Here is an 18,616-nt window from a genome sequence, read left to right as displayed (position 1 = left end):
ATTAAAAATTCCACTCAAGATGTCACTAAGATGGATTCGACAGTTGCTGTTGAATCCATCTTACATTTTCAGGTGTAAATAATCGGTCAATGTTCTTCCAAATAATATGATAACCGTAACCCCCTTGTTTCATTTCCTTAACCGCATCATTAATTGCCCAATTTTCAAAAATAATGCGATACATGGCAACGCTGGCCCCTGTACGATCTGAACCATGGTAGCAGTGCAATAAAACGCGCTGATCATTCTGCTTGGCAATTTTGATTTGTTGCATGACTTCTAAGAGATCTTGTCGGTCAATTGCCCAAGTGTTGATAGGAATATGTACAAGATTAAAATTTTCATTTTTAAAAACTAAACTATCTGCGTCTTTGGCTCTTAAATTAATGATCGTTCCAATTTGATGATCCTTTAATTCAGAAATCATTGCTGTATCAGGTTGTTCACTGCGATAAACATCATTACTAATTTGATAAAAGTTATGAGTCTGAGAAACTAAGCTTCCCCAATCTTGTGGTCGATGCTCATGGGCGATACTTTCGTGCTGCATACACCCTTGTAAACTTATACAGATGACAAGTGTAAGGAGCGATAATTTTTTCATTTTTGATACCGTTTCAGCTCATCAGGGTCGTGAGCACAAATTATTTCAATCTTGGGTTCATGTTGAGCTAAATGCTGTAAACGCTTGAGGTTAAAAAGACGCTTTTCATTATCTTCTGCAAATGTTTTTTCCACCAGACCAAGTGATCTTAATTTATTTTTAGGGTTTAACTCTAGGTGTGAGTAGTAGGCATCTCCACAAAATAATACCCATTGATTTTGTTGCTTTATGGCAATCCCGCAATGTCCAGCTGTATGTCCTAACAGCGGTATCATTAAAATTTCATCTTGAAACAGCGGAAAACCTTTAACTTTTTCGAGGTTGAACCATGCTTCACCTTTTTGATATTCAACGAAGTTCCAATACCGATGATCTTTATATTGATTGGTTCTATAGCGAAGTTTGCCTTTAAAATTTGGAAGTTGGGCAGCGTTGTATTCTGCTGCTAAAACATGAACTGTGGCATGAGGAAAATCTGAGATACCACCAGCATGGTCGAAATCAAGATGAGTGACAAAAATATGCTGTACATCTTTGGGACTAAACCCGAGCTTTTGGATTTGTTGGATCGCACTAAATTCAATATTATGCTCAATATTGCCTAAGCGTTTAACTAATGAGCCTAGGCGCTGCTTCATATGTAAGTAATCTTGCAAGCCAAAGCCAGTATCGATAAGCACTAAGCCTCGATCAGTTTCAACTAAAAGACAATGACAGATTACCTCAGCTCGGAAGCCTTTTTGTCCAAATAAGGGGGCACAAACTGGGCACATACTGCCACACTTTAAATGATGAATTTTATAGATCATGATTTTTATTTTTTTACCAAATCGTTTCGAGTTATAACTGATCTAAACAATAAAAACCATGAGTATTCAATACATAAATAAAAAAGCCATCACTACGGATGACTTTTTCGGGTGTGATATTTAATCTAAATGTGCCTACGCGCTTCGCTTGTCTTGTAAGGAATTTTTCAGATGCTTGCCTACGCACTGCGTTTGTCTTGCAAGCAATAAAACCTTTAGTCGGTTTTATTGCTTTCAGGCTGTGGCGTGAGGCGTAAATAAGGTTTAACAGCCGTATAACCTTTAGGGAAACGTTGTTTAATTTCTTCTTCATCTTTAAGTGATGGCACAATCACGACATCTTCACCTTGCTGCCAGTTCGCAGGCGTAGCGACTTTATGTTTATCTGTTAATTGTAATGAATCCACAACACGTAAGACTTCATTAAAATTTCGGCCCGTCGAAGCAGGGTAGGTAATGATTAAGCGAACTTTTTTGTTAGGATCAATAATCACTAATGAGCGCACTGTTAGAGTTTCACTGGCATTAGGGTGAATGAAGCCATAGAGCTCAGATACTTTACGATCTTTATCTGCAATGATTGGAAAGTTTACAGTTGTGTTTTGTGTTTCATTAATATCGTTGATCCAACCTTTATGAGACTCTACATCATCTACAGACAAAGCAATCGCTTTAACATTACGCTTCGTAAATTCATCTTTTAATTTTGCTGTGTAACCTAACTCTGTTGTACATACTGGCGTATAGTCGGCTGGATGTGAAAATAAGATTCCCCAACTATCCCCTAAAAAATCATAAAAATTAATTGGGCCTTCGCTCGATTCTTGTTGAAAATCGGGGGCAGTGTCTCCTAATCGTAGTGTCATGATATTTCCTCAATTGCTCATAATTTGTTATTCGATTGAATGAATATGCAGCATTTACTTTATGATTAAAATTATTGTTTTTATATTTTATTATGAAATTTTTATATAAGTGTAAATATATATGACTAAAACTCATTATTTTAAGTGCTTAATCAATGTAACTTTAAGGTAAATTTGCTAAATTAGATTTCTCGGAAGTTATGCTTAATAGATGAGCGTTAATGGTGTGTTTTTGGTGCTCGGCACATTAAGGGGAGATTAGATGAATGAAAAACCATTCGTCTAACTATCAGATTTTTTTTAGGGGTTTTGTGCAAACCCCTTGTACTTCAAATTTCTGGCACCATAATAAACGACTGAGAAAAAGTTTATTCATTTGACCAAGCAAGATTTAGAGAGTTTATCCATGTTGGCAAGTCTGATCGGAGGTATCTTCGGTACAAAAAATGAGCGTGAACTCAAACGCATGCGCAAAATTGTTGAGCAAATCAATGCGCTCGAGCCGACGATATCAGCTTTAAGCGATGCAGACTTATCTGCAAAAACTCCAGAATTCAAACAACGTTATAATAATGGCGAAAGTTTAGATAAATTACTTCCAGAAGCGTTTGCAGTTTGTCGTGAAGCTGCTAAGCGTGTGATGGGTATGCGTCACTATGACGTTCAGTTAATCGGTGGTATTACCTTACATGAAGGTAAGATTGCCGAAATGCGTACCGGTGAAGGTAAAACCCTTATGGGTACTCTGGCGTGTTATTTAAACGCTTTGAGTGGCCAAGGTGTACATGTCATTACTGTGAACGATTATTTGGCACAGCGTGATGCCGAATTGAACCGCCCATTATTTGAATTTTTGGGTCTATCAATTGGTACGATTTATTCAATGCAAGGTCCGTCAGAAAAAGCGGAAGCTTATCTTGCAGATATTACTTACGGTACCAATAACGAATTCGGTTTTGACTACTTACGTGATAACATGGTGTTTTCTTTAGCAGAAAAGAAACAACGTGGTTTGCACTATGCCATTATCGATGAAGTTGACTCCATCTTAATTGATGAGGCTCGTACACCATTAATTATTTCTGGTCAAAGTGAAGACTCTTCGCATCTGTATTCTGCAATCAATACGATTCCTCCTAAATTACATCCGCAAAAAGAAGAAAAAGTTGCAGATGGTGGGCATTTCTGGATTGATGAAAAGCAGCGTTCAGTTGAAATGACCGAGGTTGGTTATGAAACTGTTGAACAAGAACTTATTCAGATGGGCTTGTTGGCTGAAGGCGAAAGCTTATATTCAGCAACAAACCTAAACCTTGTTCACCATGTATCTGCTGCCATTCGTGCACATTTCCTATTCCAACGTGATGTTCACTACATCATTCATGATGGTGAAGTGGTTATTGTCGATGAGCATACGGGCCGTACGATGCCGGGTCGTCGTTGGTCAGAAGGTTTGCATCAAGCTGTTGAAGCAAAAGAAGGCTTAGAAATTCAGCCTGAAAACCAAACTTTAGCGACAACAACATTCCAGAACTACTTCCGTCTTTATAAAAAGCTTTCAGGTATGACAGGTACTGCTGATACTGAAGCTGCGGAAATGAAAGAAATTTACGGTCTTGACGTTGTGATTATTCCAACTCACCGTCCAATGATTCGTAACGACCAAAACGATTTAATTTATTTAAACCGTAACGGCAAATATAACGCGATTATTCAAGAAATTATGAATATTCGTGGGCAGGGTGTTGCTCCAATTCTTATTGGTACAGCAACCATTGAAGCCAGCGAAATTTTATCTTCTAAGTTAATGCAAGCTGGTATTCATCATGAAGTTTTGAACGCAAAACAACATGAGCGTGAAGCTGACATTATTGCTCAAGCGGGTAGCCCGAATGCAGTAACGATTGCAACTAACATGGCTGGTCGTGGTACGGATATTATCTTGGGTGGTAACTGGAAAGCGAAACTTGCCAAACTTGAGAACCCAACTGCAGAAGATGAAGCACGTCTAAAAGCGCAATGGGAACAAGACCATGAAGATGTATTGCAAGCAGGTGGTTTGCATATCATTGGTTCTGAACGCCATGAATCACGTCGTATTGACAACCAGTTACGTGGTCGTGCCGGTCGTCAGGGTGACCCTGGTGTTTCTCGTTTCTATTTATCTCTTGAAGATGACCTGATGCGTATTTTCGCAGGTGACCGTGTCGTTGGTATGATGCGCGCGATGGGTTTAAAAGAAGACGAAGCGATTGAACATAAAATGGTGAGCCGTTCGATTGAGAATGCTCAGCGTAAAGTTGAAGCGCGTAACTTCGATATTCGTAAGAACTTATTGAAATACGATGATGTGAATAATGAACAGCGTAAGATCATTTATTCTCAACGTGATGAAGTATTAGCTGAAAATACCTTAAAAGAATATGTTGAAGAAATGCATCGTGAAGTGATGCAAGGCATGATTGCTAACTTTATTCCACCAGAGTCAATTCATGACCAGTGGGATGTGGAAGGTTTAGAAAATGCTTTACGTATTGATTTAGGTATTGAGCTACCAGTTCAGGAATGGTTAGACCAAGATCGTCGTTTAGATGAAGAAGGTTTGGTTGAGCGTATTAGTGATGAAGTGATTGAGCGTTATCGTCAGCGCCGTGCTCAAATGGGTGATGAATCTGCAGCAATGCTTGAGCGCCATTTCGTTTTAAACTCTCTTGATCGCCATTGGAAAGATCACTTGGCTGCAATGGATTATTTGCGTCAAGGTATTCACTTACGTGGCTATGCGCAAAAGAACCCTGAGCAAGAATATAAGAAAGAAGCTTTCAACCTGTTCGTAAACATGTTGGGTATTATTAAAACTGATGTTGTGACTGATTTGTCTCGTGTACATATCCCAACACCAGAAGAACTTGCAGAAATGGAAGCTCAACAACAGCAGCAAGCTGAATCAATGAAGCTTTCTTTTGAACATGATGATGTAGATGGTTTAACTGGTGAAGTTACACTTTCTCAAGAAACCATGAACGAGTCTGCCGATCAGCAAGCTTTCCCTGTTCCAGAAAGCCGTAATGCCCCATGCCCATGTGGTTCAGGACTAAAATATAAGCAATGTCACGGTAAGATCTAATCTGCCTTCTCAAAAAAAGCAGAACAATTGTTCTGCTTTTTTTATGTTTGTAGTAAGCCTGTGAATAATGTTTGCAGTTTTAAGCATTAAATGCTATTTACTTCTCATCCAGAGTGTATGTTGGAAAGACAATGAAAAAAGTATTACAACCTTTATTTTTAACTGTTCTTGCTGTACCAAGTTTTGTTTTTGCAGCAGAAGCAGCTTCAGCCCCTCAAACGACAACGGTTGACAAAGTACTTGCAGCAAAAGGCCCAACTTCGGCTCAAGCTGTAGTGAAGCAAGAAAATACTACAGTGATTAGTCCACGTACAGGTATTCGCTATACGTTGGGTAACACAGGTAATCGCCCAATTATCTTACAAACTACAGCGATTGCTCCGGCAAACTCAGCAAACATTAATCGAATTGTGGCAAGCAACCCAGCTCTCTCTGCAAAAAGCCAAGAAAAAGCAAAAGTTGCTTTAATCGGTGAAGCAGCTGTAGCAGGACCAGCAGCAGTTGCAGCAAGCAATGTAACAGCGCCAGCTGCAACAAATAGTGTTGCTCCAGCAAATCCTGCATCAATGAACTAATTCATATACGTATAAAAAGCCAGTTCAAATTGAACTGGCTTTTTTATGGGGGTGTCTTTAAAACTTTAAATCTGATTATTTACATCATCATTTTTTGTTTCACGAATGAGTAAGAACGCAACTAATGATAAAAGTGATGCAGCAGTCAGATAATAACCAACTGCATATAAACCATAAGTTTCAGCAAGCTTAGTCGCAATCAGTGGGGCAAAGGATGCACCAAAAATACCAGCCAAGTTAAAAGTTAATGCTGAACCTGTATATCGAACTGAAGTTGGGAAAAGTTCAGAAAGAACTGTACCAATTGGACCATATGTTAAGCCCATAATTGCCAAGCCAGTACATAAGAAAAGGAAAACGATTAAAGTATTTCCAGACTCTAACATACTAGAGAAGAACAAGCCGAAAATCGCAGCAGCAATACAAACGCCAATAGAAGTTGTTTTTCGACCAAATTTTTCTGCAAAAATAGCCGATAAAGGAATGAATGCGGCAAAGCAAAGTGTGGCAAACAATTGAAGTTCTAAAAACTCTCCACGCGCATAACCCAGTTTAGTGGTTCCCCAGTTTAAGGCAAATACGGTAGTAAGATAGAACACAACAAAGGTGCAGATTGCTGCAACTGTACCAAGAATAAGCTTACCTGTATGTTTGGTTAAAACTTCTTTAAATGGAATATTAACTTCTTTTTGCTTATCTAAGACTTTCTGGAAAGCTGGAGTTTCATGAAGTTTTAAACGAATATATAAGCCAACAATAACCAATACAGCACTGGCAATGAATGGAATACGCCAACCCCATTGCATGAATGCTTGCTCAGGAATAACTGCACTCAATAATAAGAATGAACCTGTTGCCAGAATAAAGCCAATTGGAGCACCTAGTTGCGGAAACATGCCGTACCATGCTCTTTTACCTTCTGGGGCATTTTCAGTCGCTAATAATACTGCGCCGCTCCATTCACCGCCTAAACCTAAGCCTTGTCCTAAACGACAAACAGCTAATAGTAATGGTGCGACAATTCCGATTTGAGTATAAGTCGGAAGTAAACCAATACATACGGTTGAAATACCCATGGTCAGTAAAGCTGCAACTAGAGTTGCTTTACGACCGATACGGTCTCCTAGATGGCCAAATAATGCGGCGCCGATAGGACGAGCAATAAAGGCAATTGCAAAGGTTGCCAGAGATTGTAAGACTGCGGCACTGCCACTACTAGCAGGGAAAAATAGGTGAGGAAAGATAATCACGGCAGCTGTTGCATAGATATAAAAGTCGAAGAACTCAATAGTTGTACCGACTAAGCTTGCAAACAAAACTCGTGTTTTTGAATTAGTGGCTACTACAGGAGCAGCAGTCGCAGAGGTTGACTCCATATAAGTCCTTATATCCGTTAAAATTTATTTTTAATGACTATTCTTTTTAAAGACGTATTTTTCTCAAAGAATAGCGTGAAAGAACATCATCCATGACTCTTTCAGGATCACTGAATATGAGTGAAAAATGGACTAAACTACGTACCAATAGATTGCAAGAAAATGTGCCCCTGCACCTAAAAGCACAAAAATATGCCAGATCGCATGGGTATATCTTACCTTTTTTAACGCGTAAAACAATGCTCCAACCGTATAAGCTAATCCGCCAATAATTAACAAAATCAACGCGTCTTTACTGAGATAGGTGCGCATATCATCCATAACAAATACAGCAAGCCAACCCATAAGAACATAAGCAAGTAGCGAAATTTTCTGAAAACGATGAATAAAAACTAACTTGAAAAGTGTACCAATTGCAGCAATGCTCCATAGAGCAATAAGTAAAATATGAGCTTTTTGCGTAGGTATAGCAATGCTTAAGAACGGGGTATATGTTCCCGCAATTAAATAATAAATAGCAGTGTGGTCGAGTTTTTTATACCAGTAGCGTAGGTTTTGTGTTTGAGCAAAATGATAGAGTGTAGAACTGGTAAAAACTAAAATTAGGCTAAATGAATATACCCATAAGCCCACCCACTGAGCAGTTGAAAGATAAGATCCCTTTATAATTAAAAAGATAGAAGCTACAACTGCCATAACAACACCAGCACCATGACTATAGGCATTAAATAGTTCTTCTTTTGGATCGTAAGTTTCCAACACAGATTTACTCATAACTTTAATTTTTTTGATTAAAAATACAAATGTATAGAAATACAAAACAGTCGTAAAGTTATTTTATTTTTAATCCTAGACCCTTTAGACTTCTATTTTATATGAGTCTTCAATTTTTCAGGTATATCCGTGTCGGTTTTCTCCTTTGAGCAAGAACAGCAATTCTTTCATGAAATCAAGCAAATGCTTGACCAACAAGCTTTTGAGCGTTTGATCTTGAGCCAATATAAGGGAGAGTTGGCGCAGCTGGAAAAAATTACTTTCCGCGTTGTAGAGCTACATGGACAAAAACAGCTTTCAGCTCTATACCATCACACTACTCAAGATGTGACTAAAAACTATTCATTTCAAGAAGGTTTGCAACAGATTGAGCAATTAATCGCACAGTGTAAGCAAGCAAACTTATTTTCAACCACTCAAGAAATTCAACTTAAAAAAAATAAGAAAAAAGCCATATTAAATATGGGTAAAAAGCAGGCAGTAAATACGACACAAACGGTTCAGGCACATGACCGTGAAAAGCAGCGCTATGTACAGCAAGGCAATGCATTTTTAAAAGAGCTGGGTATTACTGATGAGAAAGCCCAAGTTATTCCAAGCATGGCTCGTAAATGGAAACAGATTAATAAATTTATCGAAATTTTTGCGAGTGCCTATGAACAGATTGATGCATCTCAACAAGAGTTACGCATTGTCGATTTTGGATCAGGGAAAGGTTATTTAACTTTTGCATTGTATGATTATCTGCAACAACAGCAGAAAACACCATTGATTACTGGTGTAGAGCTACGCCGTAATTTGGTGGAGTTTTGCCAGAACGTTGCAGACAAAGTTAATTTCAATCATCTAGACTTTTTTGAAGGCGATGTTCGTAGTTATCAACCAGAAAAGTTGGATGTAATGATTGCCTTACACGCGTGTGATATTGCGACAGATTTTGCCATTCATACCGGAATCCGTTTAAACGCTTCAATGATTATGTGTGCGCCATGTTGCCACAAAGAGTTACGCCCTCAATTACATAGCCCAGAAGTTTTACAACCAATGCTACAGTTTGGTATTCATGCTGGACAACAAGCTGAGATGCTGACTGACACTTTACGTGCGTTACTTTTAAAAGCGTATGGTTATGAAACCAAAGTTTTTGAGTTTGTATCGCTTGAACATACCAGCAAAAATAAAATGATTTTGGCGACAAAACGCAAAAACGTTTCACAGCCTGACACCAAGATTATGGCTCAAATCCAAGCATTGAAAGAAATGTACGGAATTAAAAAACAAACGTTGGAATTATTATTGCAAGATCAGTTGCCGATCGAAAATATCGGCTGTAAGTGCTAGGACGGTGAATGGATGTATAAAATTGTAGAGGGTGGTTGGGAACAACTTGAGCAAGATGCCAAATACATCCGTGAACAAGTCTTTATCCAAGAACAGGGAATTGCACCTGAAGATGAATGGGACGACTTGGATGCCACAGTTCTACATTTTATTGTCTATGACAAAGAGCAGCCTATCGCTACAGCACGTTTGTTGCCGCAGCATAGCGTAGGGCGTGTTGCTGTTTTAATGCCTTATCGAAAGCAGGGTATTGGTAAAATTTTAATGCAGCATATTATTGACTATGCACGTCGTCATAAACTGCCTTACTTAAAGCTTTCAGCGCAAACCTATGTGACCGCTTTTTACGAAGCTTTAGGCTTTAAAGTACAAGGTGAAGTTTACCAAGACTGTGGCATTCCACATATTGATATGGTTTTGAAGTTAAATTGAGACTTCTTTTTAGAAATCTCAATTTTAATTTATTTCATTGCATTCCAACTTTCGATGGCCTGTAAGCCAGTTTCTAAACCGACTTCATAACTGTAGCGAAGCTTTTTTGGATTGGTAGTTAAACGGCCAGCCATATTTTTAAGAGGCGGTGGACACACTTCTAAAATTTGCTGGTCTGGATTTTCACCACGAACAAAATCGACCGAAGCGTTATAACGAGCACAGCGGCTACGCAAGCTACTAGCGAAACCATAATGATGTTTAAACGCATATTTTGCGAGGAATTGATCACCTCGACTACTTGCTTTGAAATAGTTTTTCGGACGAGTACGTAAAACTAACAGTTTTTTGACGCCACTTTGCTGAGCCGTCCAGCGAACGGGTAGGGCATCTGCAACACCACCATCAAAATAAGGTTCACCCATAATATCGACGGGATGACGCGTTAAAACTGGAATTGAGCTAGAAGCACGAAGCGCATTGAGTAAATTGTCTTTACCCGCACGAAGATATTCTGCATGACCTGTTTTGGCATGCGTCAACACCATATAAAAATCAGGATTTTTGGCAAAAAGACTCTGTTGATCAAGAGGATGCTCTTGCTCACCAATTTCCCACATCCATTTTAAATCAAGTAAATCGCCGCCCTTAAAAAAGCGCTTGTAATCGATAAATTCAGGACGCAGTGAATGATCAATATAAAATGTTAAAGTGCGGCCTTGCTGGCCTGCTAGGTAGTTGGCGACATTAGTTGAACCAGACGATACACCAACATATAAATCGAATGGGTTGAACTGTTGTTGTAAAAACGCGTCAAGTACACCACTGGTAAAGGCACCACGCATGCCTCCACCTTCTACAACCAGTGCGTTGCGGGAAAAATCTGTCATTTGAAAAATATCTGATTACTGAGTTGATTGCTTATGTTCTTGCATATCCATTTCAGGCATGTTGTCACTATGTTGAGAGTGTTGCTCTGTAGAGTGTTCAGCCTTTTGCTGCATTTGCTCTTGTTGTGCTTTGCGTTGTGCACCTGGCATATAGTCAGGTTCATTACTCATTGCTAAATAGAAAAAGCCAAGGAAAATTGCACTTAAAACACCAACGATCAGAACAAATTTCCAGCCTAAAATTGCTGACTCGGAAGAATTTTTATCGGACATAAGAATTTCTCGAATGTGCTGTAGAAGCACAAAAATGAAGTCTATTTATAGCATATTTAGGTCGGTGGCAGGAATCTTAAAGGTCATAAAGAAAAACCCATATAAATAAAATATATTTATATGGGTAAGGTTTATGCAGTTTTTTAAATATTCAATAAGACTAAATTACTGAATATTTTGTTTCTGCTCAGCTTTGGTTTTTAGTAAAGCTGGTGGTGTAAAACGTTCACCATATTTGGCAGCTAATTCTTCGGCACGTTTTTGTGCTTTATCAGTACCATACTGATTTAGGAATTGAATTGCTCCTCCAGTCCAAGGTGCATAACCAATCCCAAAGATAGAACCGACATTGGCATCAATTACAGACTCCAATACGCCTTCTTCATAACAACGTAAAGTATCTAAGGCCTGTACAAACAGAATGCGATCAATCATATCTTGTTCAGAAATATCATGATCTTTTTTCCAGCGGTTTAAGCCTTCCCATAGATGCTTTTTACCATTTTCAGGGTATTCATAAAAACCAGCTCCAGCAGCTTTACCTTTACGGTTTAACTCATGAATCATGGTGTGAACCACTTCATCTACAGAAGTTTTAGGTAAATCTTTTCCTTCGGCTTGTAGAGCTTTGCGTGCTTCACTGGCAACATGTTCGGTTAATGTTAAAGATACTTCATCTTGAATAGCGAGGGGGCCAACTGGCATACCAGCTTTCAGTGCTGCCATTTCAATACGCGCTGGGTGGACACCTTCGGCAAGCAAGCGCATACCTTCTTGAATGAAAGTACCAAACACACGACTGGTAAAGAAACCACGGCTATCATTAACAACAATCGGTGTTTTTCCAATTTGTTGTACAAAGTCGTAAGCTTTGGCAAGTGTATCTGCGGAGGTGTTTTTACCTTTGATAATTTCAACCAACTGCATTTTGTCGACAGGGCTAAAGAAATGCAGACCGATAAAAGCTTTATCATCCTTACTTGCTTGCGCTAAACCTGTAATTGGCAGGGTTGAGGTGTTTGATGCCATCACACCGTTAGGCGCTAGATATTGCTCGGCTTCTTGAGTGACTTTAGCTTTAAGTTCTTGATTCTCAAATACGGCTTCAATAATTAAATCACAACCTTGTAAGTCTTCGGCAGAAGCTGTAGCCGTAATCAGTGATAAAACCTGATCACGTTTTTCTGCGGTCATGCGGCCTTGTGAAACGCGTTTATCTAAGAGCTTTTGTGAATACGCTTTGCCTTTCTCTGCATTTTCAACAGATACATCTTTAAGTACAACTGGAATGCCTTTAATGGCTGTTGAATAGGCAATGCCCGCACCCATCATGCCTGCACCCAACACACCCACTTTCGTGGCTTGCCATTTTGCAACGTCGGCAGGACGGCTCGCACCAGACTTAATTGCATTTAAACCATGCCAGAATGTACCGATCATATTTTTAGAAATTTGGCCTGTGGTAAGCTGAGTAAAGTAGCGAGACTCGATGCGCAACGCTGTATCAACATCAACTTGAGCACCTTCAACTGCGGCAGCCATAATCGCTTCAGGGGCAGGGTAACAACCTTTGGTTTTGTCTCTTAACATGGCTGGGGCAATTGCAAGAACTTGTGCAACTGCTGGAGTTTTTGGATCACCACCCGGGATTTTGTAACCCTTTACATCAAAAGGCTGTTGAGATTTTGGATTGGCTTTTATCCAAGCAATTGCTTTATCTAAAAGCTCTTGATCATTTTCGGCAGTGTCATGAATTAAACCTAAAGATTTTGCTTTATCAACACCGAACTGTTTGCCTTCCATTAAGAAAGGAAATGCATTTTGAAGCCCAAGCAAACGTACCATACGTACAATACCACCGCCGCCTGGTAACAAACCTAAAGTAACTTCTGGTAAGCCAAATTTGCTTTTCGGGTCATTGATTGCAATACGGTGATGGCAACTTAATGCAATTTCCCAACCACCGCCAAGTGCTGTGCCATTTAATGCTGCAACGACTGGAATACCAAGCGTTTCAATTGTACGTAAATGACCTTTTAGCTTTTCAACCATATTGAAAAAGTCAGTTGCGTGTTCAGGCTGAACTTGAATCAGCTCATCTAAATCACCACCTGCAAAGAACGTTTTTTTAGCCGAGCGGAAAATAACCCCTGAAAGTTCTGTTTCTGCTTTAAGTTTCTGAGTCGCTTCATCGAGCGAGTCACGAAACTCGGCATTCATAGTGTTCGCAGATTGACCAGTTGAATCAAGCGTTAAAATGACAATATTGTCGGCATTTTTTTCGTATTGAATTGCACTCATCTTCTATATCCCTAATTTTTATACGCGTTCAATAATGGTGGCAATACCCATTCCACCGCCAACACAGAGTGTCGCTAAACCGCGCTTTTTATCTTGTCGTTCAAGCTCATCAAGCAAAGTGCCTAAAATCATGGCACCTGTTGCTCCTAATGGATGACCTAAAGCAATCGCACCGCCATTTACGTTGACTTTCTCAGCAGGGACGTTGAGTTCATTAATAAAACGCATAACAACTGCCGCAAATGCTTCATTGACTTCAAATAGGTCAATATCATCAATCGTGAGGCCAGCTTTTTCTAAAGCTTTACGTGCAGCAGGAGCTGGGCCAGTCAGCATAATGGTTGGATCAGTACCGACTAATGCAGTTGCCAAAACTTTAGCGCGTGGTTTTAAATTTTGTTCTTTGACAGCTTTTTCAGAAGCTAATAAAACTACAGCTGCTCCATCGACAATACCTGATGAGTTACCTGCGTGATGAACATGATTGATTTTTTGTACTTCCGGATATTTTTGTAAAGCAACTGCATCAAAGCCCATTTGGCCCATCATTTCAAAACTTGGGTTGAGCTTCGTTAGACCTTCGAGTGTGGTATTGCCTTTAATAAATTCATCTTTCTCTAAAATCACCACACCTGCATGATCTTTTACCGGTACAACTGATTGGTCGAAATAACCATTTGATTGAGCCGCCGCCGCTTTTTGTTGTGATTTCACAGCGAAATTATCAACATCTTCACGGCTATAGCCATCTAAGGTTGCAATGAGGTCGGCCCCAATACCTTGTGGAACAAATGATGACTTAAGATTTGTTTCTGGGTCTAAAGCCCACGGCCCACCATCCGAGCCCATTGGAATGCGTGACATTGATTCAACGCCACCAGCAACCACTAAATCTTCCCAGCCAGAGCGGACTTTCATGGCTGCCATATTGACTGCTTCTAAGCCTGATGCACAAAAGCGATTGATTTGTACCCCAGCAACATCATCATTCCAACCTGCTGCAATCGCTGCAGTTTTGGCAATATCACCACCTTGATCGCCAATTGGTGTTACGCAGCCCAAAACAATGTCATCGACTTTAGACGTATCGAGTTGATGGCGCTGCTGTAATTCATTTAATAAGGTCGTCAGTAATGTAATTGGTTTTACTTCGTAAAGAGAGCCATCTTTTTTTCCTTTTCCGCGTGGGGTGCGAATGGCATCAATAATATAAGCCTCGCTCATAACAGTTCCTTTTTTATTACTTAAACTTTGTTGTGTTTTGAGTGTACTGGTTTTAAAAGGCAACGCAATGACGATAAGCGCACCAGTCAGGTGATGATTTTTGCCAATAGAAATACAAAAAAGCCCAAGTTGAACTTGGGCTAAATGTGAAACTAAAGAGATTTAAGAATTAGTGATAACCATGTAGCTGGCGATATAGGCCAGGGGTTACACCCGTCCACTTTTTAAATGCGCGGTGGAAGGTACTGGTTTCACTAAACCCAACTTGTTGAGCAACATCTTCAAGCGTTAATTCAGGGTTGAGTAACAAGTGAATCGCAGCATCTCGACGTAAAGCATCTTTCACGCCTTGATAGCTTTTACCTTCAGCAGCCAAACGGCGGCGTAAGGTTTGCGGAGATAAATACAACATTGATGCAACGTCATTAAGCGTTGGCATTTCTTCACCAATTTGGCTTTTGAGTACTTCACGAATACGAGAAGTTAGCGAGTTGGTGTTCTTGAATTTTACCAAAAGCTGAGCAGGAGCTGCTTTTAAGAATTCTTCTAGCGTTTTTTCATCTTGGCGGATTGGCAAATCAAGATAATCAGCTGCAAAGGTAATTTCAGTACGCGGTGCATCAAACTGCATAACTGGTGCAAAAAATAATGCATCATATTCATCTGCATGTGCAGGACGTGGATAGCTAAAATGAACACGTTCTAATGGCAAGCGGCGTTCAATCAACCATGATGCTAGACCGTGCCAAATCATGAGCATGCTTTCAGTAATGAAATGGTCTGGATCTAAAGTTTTTGGAATGAGGGGAACTAGACGTGCTTCGTGTTTGTCACGTTCTAGTGTTACCGACCATTCATCGCCAAATAATTTGTAGAATTGAGATGATAGTTCAAGGGCTTGACCTAATGTTTTTGCGTGAATAATCAACTGACACATAATGGCAAAAGTGCCCAGACGACGTGGTTGTACGTCAAATCCAACGTGTTCATCCTGTGTGACCATCCACAACATTTTTATAAAACGAGTGTATTGTTCTGGTGAGATTCGAGCTTTAGGTTGACGTAATAATTCCGCTTCAATACCCACATGTGAAAGGAGCATTTCAACATCCATGCCAAGGCGTTTTACGCCTGTCAAAGCCGCATTCACGAAGTGGATGCTAATCGTATCGCGACTCATATTGAATCCTTCAGTCTCTTTGATGTTCACTTTAAATTGACCTAAATGACCGTCTAAAAAAATAAATTGGCGATTTACAACAGAGTAAAAGCACTTTTTACATGTTAAATTGCCGAAATGATCAAGGTAAATGGCTGAACATGACATTGTTTTAGTATATTTGCTTAACTAATATAAAAGAAAATTCGAATAATAGTGGTTAAAAATACGATGACGACAGCATTAAATGGACTTAAAGTTCTCGATTTCTCGACGCTCTTACCTGGACCTTTTGCCACCATGTATTTGGCCGATATGGGAGCAGAAGTCATCCATATCGAATCTCCATCACGTCCTGATTTAATCCGAATCATGCCGCCATATGCAAATGGTCAAGCAACAGCACATAGTTATCTAAACCGAAATAAACAGTCGATTGTTCTCGATTTAAAGGATACGGCGAGTATTGATCTGATTAAATCCAAAATTTCTGAGTTTGATATTGTCATAGAGCAGTTCCGACCTGATGTTATGCGCCGTCTCGGTTTAGACTACGCGACACTTGCCGAAATTAACCCACGTCTCATTTATTGTTCAATTACAGGTTATGGACAAACAGGGAGCTATAAAGACAGAGCTGGGCATGACATTAACTATTTAGCTTTAGCAGGTATTGCTGGATATAGCGGCCGACAAGACAGTGGTCCGCCACCACTCGGTATTCAAGTTGCAGACATTGCAGGTGGTTCACTTCATGCTGTCATTGCAATTTTAGCTGCGGTTGTCGAACGTGGACGTAGTGGAATGGGACAATATATTGATATTTCCATGACCGATTGTGTTGCTAGCCTAAACAGTATGGCCGCATCCGCTACACTTGCGGCACAAGTTGAACAAGCACCAGAGCATGGCATGCTCAATGGCGGTATTTTTTATGACTATTATATGACTCAAGATGGTCGTTATCTTTCAATAGGTAGTCTTGAGCCACAATTTATATCTGGTTTATCAGTGGCGCTTGATTTGCCTTTACTATTACAAAAAGGCGCTTCCTTAGATGTCGAAGACCGACAGGAAGTTAAACAAGCCATTCAAGAGAAAATTAAAACGAAATCATTTAAAGAATGGCATGAAATTTTTGCAAATCTTGATGTGTGTGTAGAACCTGTTTTAAGCCTAACTGAGTCCTTAAACTCGCCTTTAGCACAAGAACGTGGATGGATTGTGGATGTACCTTTGCAAAATAATACAGCGGATACAGAACCACAATTGGCTTGTCCAATTAAGTTTTCAAGATCGAAAATGAGATATTCCTTTATAGGTCAAAAACTTGGTGAAGGGCAGTGGTAAAGAGCTGGGGCCATTTTTCATACAATGTGTATTAAGATTATTATTAGATTAATCAATCGATTAACATTTTGAATAATTTCTTTACATAAAATTAGCGTACCCTTTATAAACAAAGACATAAAAGGTATGTAAACATGAAAACACATAAATCCTTGATGGCTTCCTGTTTATCCGTTTTATCAATTACTCTTTTTATACAGCATGCACAAGCTGCTGCTGCATTCGACCCAAATAGTCCTTGGATGTTGGGTGATTGGAACGGTCAACGCACCGCGTTACAAGCACAAGGTTATGATTTTTCTTTTGGATATACCGGCGAATATGCCGGTATTTTAGATTCAAAAAATACGTCTACGCATGGTAGTGCTTATACGGGGCAACTTGCACTAGGAACTCATTTTGACCTAAATAAAATTTTAGGTTGGCAAGATACTGAAGCTCAAATCACATTAACTTATCGTGATGGGCAGTCGCTTTCTGAACATTCACCAGCTTTAGCAGGGCACTTAAGCTCGGTGCAAGAAGTGTGGGGGCGTGAGCAAACTTGGCGTTTAACAGATTTGTGGATCAAGAAGAAATTCCTTGACCAGAAGTTAGATGTGAAAGTTGGTCGTTTTGGTGAAGGTGAAGACTTTAACAGTTTTGACTGTGATTTCCAGAACTTGGCGCTTTGTGGTTCACAAGTCGGTAACTGGGTGGGCGATCAGTGGTATAACTGGCCAGTAAGCCAATGGGCAATGCGTGTTAAATATAACTTGCAACCTGACTTATATACCCAAATTGGTGTATATGAATACAACCCAGAAAATCTGGATCGAGGCAAAGGTTTTAACTTAAGTACTGATGGTTCTCACGGTGCAATTATTCCTGCCGAAGTAGTTTGGTCACCTAAATTAGGCGCTCAAAGTATGGCTGGTGAATACCGTTTAGGTTATTACTACAGCACTGCTGACGCTGAAGAAATTACGAATAAGGCCCAAACATCTCATAAACAAGGGGTGTGGGTAACTGCAAAACAAAAATTATTCCAGCCTGCTGATCAAACAGATCGCGGTTTGACAGGTTTTGTGAACCTGACTTTCCACGACTCTGATACCAACAAAATTGATAACATGCAAAATGTAGGCTTGGTCTATAAAGGTTTGCTCAATCAACGTCCTCAAGATGAGTTGGCACTCGGTGTGGCTCGTATCCATATCAATGATGATTGGAACGATGTTCAAACTAAAGAATATGACACTGAATACAATACCGAGCTTTACTACGGTATTCATGCCACTAACTGGTTAACTATTCGTCCAAATGTGCAATATGTTCGTCATGTTGGTGCATTAAAAAATGGTGATAACACTTGGGTTGGCGGTATTAAATTCTCAACTGCATTCTAAGCGTAATTACTCCGAAAAACGGATTGTCGAGGGCTAAATCATTGATTGAATTAACCTGACCTTCCGTTTTTTCTTGATGCCTGAATTTGTTTTAGATGTATTGGTGATGCCATTTTTCTATAAGGTT

16 protein-coding genes are annotated in these 18,616 nt (G+C 39.7%); 6 read left to right on the top strand and 10 right to left on the bottom strand.

From position 1 onward, the window contains the following. Nucleotides 1-25: 25 nt before the first annotated feature. The 3 genes from J536_RS08260 to J536_RS08250 form a co-directional block, all read right to left on the bottom strand. The gene (locus J536_RS08260) at nt 26-604 is read right to left on the bottom strand and encodes a dual specificity protein phosphatase family protein (protein WP_032056699.1); all 579 of its coding nucleotides are present in this window, start codon (nt 602-604) and stop codon (nt 26-28) included. Next, nucleotides 601-1,413: an MBL fold metallo-hydrolase gene (locus tag J536_RS08255; RefSeq protein ID WP_005804695.1), complete on the bottom strand. Its 813-nt coding sequence runs from the start codon at nt 1,411-1,413 to the stop codon at nt 601-603. The genes J536_RS08260 and J536_RS08255 overlap by 4 nt, the downstream gene beginning before the upstream one ends. A 215-nt stretch (nt 1,414-1,628) precedes the next feature. Next, nucleotides 1,629-2,279, bottom strand: coding sequence for a peroxiredoxin (locus J536_RS08250; protein WP_005309671.1), 651 nt, complete (start codon nt 2,277-2,279; stop codon nt 1,629-1,631). A gap of 406 nt (nt 2,280-2,685) precedes the next feature. Between J536_RS08250 and secA the strand changes: the two genes are divergently transcribed. Both secA and J536_RS08240 read left to right on the top strand, forming a co-directional pair. After that, nucleotides 2,686-5,406: a preprotein translocase subunit SecA gene (gene secA / locus J536_RS08245; RefSeq protein WP_032056698.1), complete on the top strand. Its 2,721-nt coding sequence runs from the start codon at nt 2,686-2,688 to the stop codon at nt 5,404-5,406. A 131-nt stretch (nt 5,407-5,537) separates the two neighbouring features. Beyond that, nucleotides 5,538-5,981, top strand: coding sequence for a hypothetical protein (locus J536_RS08240; protein ID WP_002116535.1), 444 nt, complete (start codon nt 5,538-5,540; stop codon nt 5,979-5,981). A gap of 65 nt (nt 5,982-6,046) precedes the next feature. Here J536_RS08240 and J536_RS08235 read toward each other — a convergent pair whose 3' ends face one another. Next, entirely contained in the window at nt 6,047-7,357 is a 1,311-nt protein-coding gene (locus J536_RS08235; protein WP_032062574.1) for an MFS transporter, read from the bottom strand. A gap of 132 nt (nt 7,358-7,489) precedes the next feature. Continuing rightward, nucleotides 7,490-8,131 carry a PAQR family membrane homeostasis protein TrhA gene (gene trhA, locus J536_RS08230; protein ID WP_031944657.1) on the bottom strand — a complete coding sequence of 214 codons (642 nt, stop codon included), beginning with the start codon at nt 8,129-8,131 and terminating at the stop codon, nt 7,490-7,492. Between the two features lie 129 nt (nt 8,132-8,260). Between trhA and J536_RS08225 the strand changes: the two genes are divergently transcribed. Both J536_RS08225 and J536_RS08220 read left to right on the top strand, forming a co-directional pair. Beyond that, nucleotides 8,261-9,472 (top strand): class I SAM-dependent methyltransferase, encoded by a 1,212-nt coding sequence (locus J536_RS08225; protein WP_032062572.1) that lies wholly within the window; start codon nt 8,261-8,263, stop codon nt 9,470-9,472. 12 nt (nt 9,473-9,484) lie between these two features. Further along, entirely contained in the window at nt 9,485-9,904 is a 420-nt protein-coding gene (locus tag J536_RS08220; protein ID WP_005804690.1) for a GNAT family N-acetyltransferase, read from the top strand. A gap of 29 nt (nt 9,905-9,933) precedes the next feature. Here J536_RS08220 and J536_RS08215 read toward each other — a convergent pair whose 3' ends face one another. From J536_RS08215 to J536_RS08195, 5 genes are all read right to left on the bottom strand, one after another. Further along, a complete protein-coding gene (locus J536_RS08215; RefSeq protein ID WP_032005510.1) occupies nt 9,934-10,794 on the bottom strand; it encodes a patatin-like phospholipase family protein in 861 nt (286 codons plus the stop codon). Nucleotides 10,795-10,809: 15 nt separating this feature from the next. Further along, a complete protein-coding gene (locus J536_RS08210; protein WP_032062569.1) occupies nt 10,810-11,067 on the bottom strand; it encodes a hypothetical protein in 258 nt (85 codons plus the stop codon). 165 nt (nt 11,068-11,232) lie between these two features. Next, complete coding sequence (locus tag J536_RS08205; RefSeq protein WP_032062566.1) at nt 11,233-13,368, bottom strand: 3-hydroxyacyl-CoA dehydrogenase NAD-binding domain-containing protein; 2,136 nt, start codon at nt 13,366-13,368, stop codon at nt 11,233-11,235. A gap of 18 nt (nt 13,369-13,386) precedes the next feature. Continuing rightward, the gene (locus tag J536_RS08200; protein ID WP_032062564.1) at nt 13,387-14,592 is read right to left on the bottom strand and encodes an acetyl-CoA C-acetyltransferase; all 1,206 of its coding nucleotides are present in this window, start codon (nt 14,590-14,592) and stop codon (nt 13,387-13,389) included. A 169-nt stretch (nt 14,593-14,761) separates the two neighbouring features. After that, nucleotides 14,762-15,772 (bottom strand): AraC family transcriptional regulator, encoded by a 1,011-nt coding sequence (locus J536_RS08195; RefSeq protein WP_002116561.1) that lies wholly within the window; start codon nt 15,770-15,772, stop codon nt 14,762-14,764. A 210-nt stretch (nt 15,773-15,982) separates the two neighbouring features. On the opposite strand from J536_RS08195, the gene J536_RS08190 reads away from it, so the two are divergent. Then, nucleotides 15,983-17,101, top strand: a complete 1,119-nt coding sequence (locus J536_RS08190) for a CaiB/BaiF CoA transferase family protein (RefSeq protein WP_032062563.1) — start codon at nt 15,983-15,985, stop codon at nt 17,099-17,101. A 155-nt stretch (nt 17,102-17,256) separates the two neighbouring features. After that, the gene (locus J536_RS08185) at nt 17,257-18,489 is read left to right on the top strand and encodes a carbohydrate porin (protein WP_075383779.1); all 1,233 of its coding nucleotides are present in this window, start codon (nt 17,257-17,259) and stop codon (nt 18,487-18,489) included. Nucleotides 18,490-18,616: the final 127 nt, after the last annotated feature.

The sequence above is a fragment of the Acinetobacter sp. 809848 genome (genome assembly GCF_000581275.1).
GTDB lineage: Bacteria > Pseudomonadota > Gammaproteobacteria > Pseudomonadales > Moraxellaceae > Acinetobacter > Acinetobacter pittii.
The sequence above is the reverse complement of the archived record's forward strand: the minus strand, read 5'-3'. Positions and strand labels throughout refer to the sequence as shown.

Coding starts and splice junctions, on each gene's coding strand:
- J536_RS08260 (WP_032056699.1), bottom strand. CDS start 604: ATGAAAAAATTATCGCTCCTTACACTTGTCATCTGTATAAGTTTACAA.
- J536_RS08255 (WP_005804695.1), bottom strand. CDS start 1,413: ATGATCTATAAAATTCATCATTTAAAGTGTGGCAGTATGTGCCCAGTT.
- J536_RS08250 (WP_005309671.1), bottom strand. CDS start 2,279: ATGACACTACGATTAGGAGACACTGCCCCCGATTTTCAACAAGAATCG.
- secA (WP_032056698.1), top strand. CDS start 2,686: ATGTTGGCAAGTCTGATCGGAGGTATCTTCGGTACAAAAAATGAGCGT.
- J536_RS08240 (WP_002116535.1), top strand. CDS start 5,538: ATGAAAAAAGTATTACAACCTTTATTTTTAACTGTTCTTGCTGTACCA.
- J536_RS08235 (WP_032062574.1), bottom strand. CDS start 7,357: ATGGAGTCAACCTCTGCGACTGCTGCTCCTGTAGTAGCCACTAATTCA.
- trhA (WP_031944657.1), bottom strand. CDS start 8,131: ATGAGTAAATCTGTGTTGGAAACTTACGATCCAAAAGAAGAACTATTT.
- J536_RS08220 (WP_005804690.1), top strand. CDS start 9,485: ATGTATAAAATTGTAGAGGGTGGTTGGGAACAACTTGAGCAAGATGCC.
- J536_RS08215 (WP_032005510.1), bottom strand. CDS start 10,794: ATGACAGATTTTTCCCGCAACGCACTGGTTGTAGAAGGTGGAGGCATG.
- J536_RS08210 (WP_032062569.1), bottom strand. CDS start 11,067: ATGTCCGATAAAAATTCTTCCGAGTCAGCAATTTTAGGCTGGAAATTT.
- J536_RS08205 (WP_032062566.1), bottom strand. CDS start 13,368: ATGAGTGCAATTCAATACGAAAAAAATGCCGACAATATTGTCATTTTA.
- J536_RS08200 (WP_032062564.1), bottom strand. CDS start 14,592: ATGAGCGAGGCTTATATTATTGATGCCATTCGCACCCCACGCGGAAAA.
- J536_RS08195 (WP_002116561.1), bottom strand. CDS start 15,772: ATGAGTCGCGATACGATTAGCATCCACTTCGTGAATGCGGCTTTGACA.
- J536_RS08190 (WP_032062563.1), top strand. CDS start 15,983: ATGACGACAGCATTAAATGGACTTAAAGTTCTCGATTTCTCGACGCTC.
- J536_RS08185 (WP_075383779.1), top strand. CDS start 17,257: ATGGCTTCCTGTTTATCCGTTTTATCAATTACTCTTTTTATACAGCAT.